General features: G+C 58.8%; 2 protein-coding genes and 1 pseudogene. All 3 read left to right on the forward strand.

Going from position 1 to position 1,385, the window contains the following annotated elements; translation table 11 throughout:
• Positions 1 to 196: pseudogene (locus tag ABHR76_RS10005) on the forward strand (phosphate ABC transporter permease PstA); the annotation flags it as partial.
• 12 nt (positions 197 to 208) lie between these two features.
• Positions 209 to 1,012, forward strand: coding sequence for a phosphate ABC transporter ATP-binding protein PstB (pstB, locus tag ABHR76_RS10010; RefSeq protein ID WP_006234249.1), 804 nt, complete (start codon positions 209 to 211; stop codon positions 1,010 to 1,012).
• Positions 1,013 to 1,104: 92 nt separating this feature from the next.
• The coding region (locus ABHR76_RS10015) for a PhoU domain-containing protein (protein WP_346977650.1) at positions 1,105 to 1,385 on the forward strand (281 nt) is incomplete at its 3' end.

The following is a 1,385-nucleotide window of genomic DNA, read 5'->3' on the forward strand; positions in this document are numbered from 1 at the left end:
GCTCTACACCATGGGCCAGGCCATCAACCTGCCTATTTCGCCGCTCGATTCCGGCCGCCCCATGACGGTTCACCTGTACCTGCTTGCCAACGACGGCATCAACATGAACGCAGCCTACGGCACTGCGCTCTTGCTGATGGTGATCATTTTGGCCTTCAACCTGTTTGCGCGCTTCCTGTCGCGTAAGCGTCGCTAGTTAAGGAGTCCCATGTCCGTTTATCAGTCCGCTCCCGCGTTGGAGCAAGCGGCCATTACGGCCAAGGATTTCAACTTTTGGTACGGTGACTTTCATGCGCTGACGGGGCTTGACCTCAACATCGCCAAAAACGCCATCACCTCTTTCATTGGCCCTTCGGGCTGCGGCAAGTCGACGTTTTTGCGCTGCATCAACCGCATGAATGACCTGATCGAGGGTACGCGCGTCGAGGGCACCATGACGCTCGACGGCAACGATATCTATGCCGAGGGTGTCGACCCGGTCGACCTCCGTCGCCGCGTGGGCATGATCTTTCAGCAGCCCAATCCGTTTCCCAAATCCATCTACGAGAATGTCGCCTTTGGCCCTCGTCTGCAGGGCGTGACTAGCAAAAGTGACCTCGATGACATCGTGGAAGAATCGCTCAAGCGCGCCAACCTCTGGAAAGAGGTATCCAATCAGCTCAACAAGGATGGTTTGGCGCTCTCGGGCGGTCAGCAGCAGCGTCTGTGCATCGCGCGCGTGCTTGCGGTGCAACCCGATGTCCTTCTGATGGACGAGCCCTGCTCCGCCATCGACCCCACGTCCGTCTCTAAGGTCGAGGATCTGATGGCCGAGCTGGCGCCCGAGATGACGATCATCATCGTCACGCATTCAATGCAGCAGGCAGCTCGCATTAGCGACTACACCGCATTCTTCTTGCAGGAAGTTGCCGGCGAGCCCGCTACGCTCATCGAGTATGGTCAAACCGACGCGATCTTCACCAGCCCGGTGGACTCGCGGACGGAAGACTATATCACCGGCCGCTTTGGCTGATCGGTGCGACTAGTCCCAAGCCGATCGGATCTGGTCCGGTGCGTATTCACTGTGCGGGCGGCATGACCGCACCCAACTGATTGGAGTGAACCATGCGCAAACTGTTTTCCCGTCAGCTCATCGAGGCCCGTCACGAGATGCTGAGCATCTACGAGGCCGTCGATCTGGCCCTCCACGATGCCGTGAAGGCCTATGTGACCGACGACCGCAAGCTCGCCACCAAGACCAAGAAGCGCACGCTTTCGATTGACGCACGCTGCGCCAACCTGGAGGCCGTCTGCTACAACCTGATTGCCACGCAGTCACCGGTCGCCTCCGACTTCCGCTTGCTGCAGACGATCATCTACGTCGACTTTAACCTGCAGCGCATGAC

This window comes from Collinsella aerofaciens (genome assembly GCF_039752985.1).
In the GTDB taxonomy this organism is placed as follows: domain Bacteria; phylum Actinomycetota; class Coriobacteriia; order Coriobacteriales; family Coriobacteriaceae; genus Collinsella; species Collinsella aerofaciens_BT.

Bases quoted from the DNA above. Each gene is read 5' to 3' on its own strand.
- pstB (WP_006234249.1), top strand. From the start codon at position 209: ATGTCCGTTTATCAGTCCGCTCCCGCGTTGGAGCAAGCGGCCATTACG.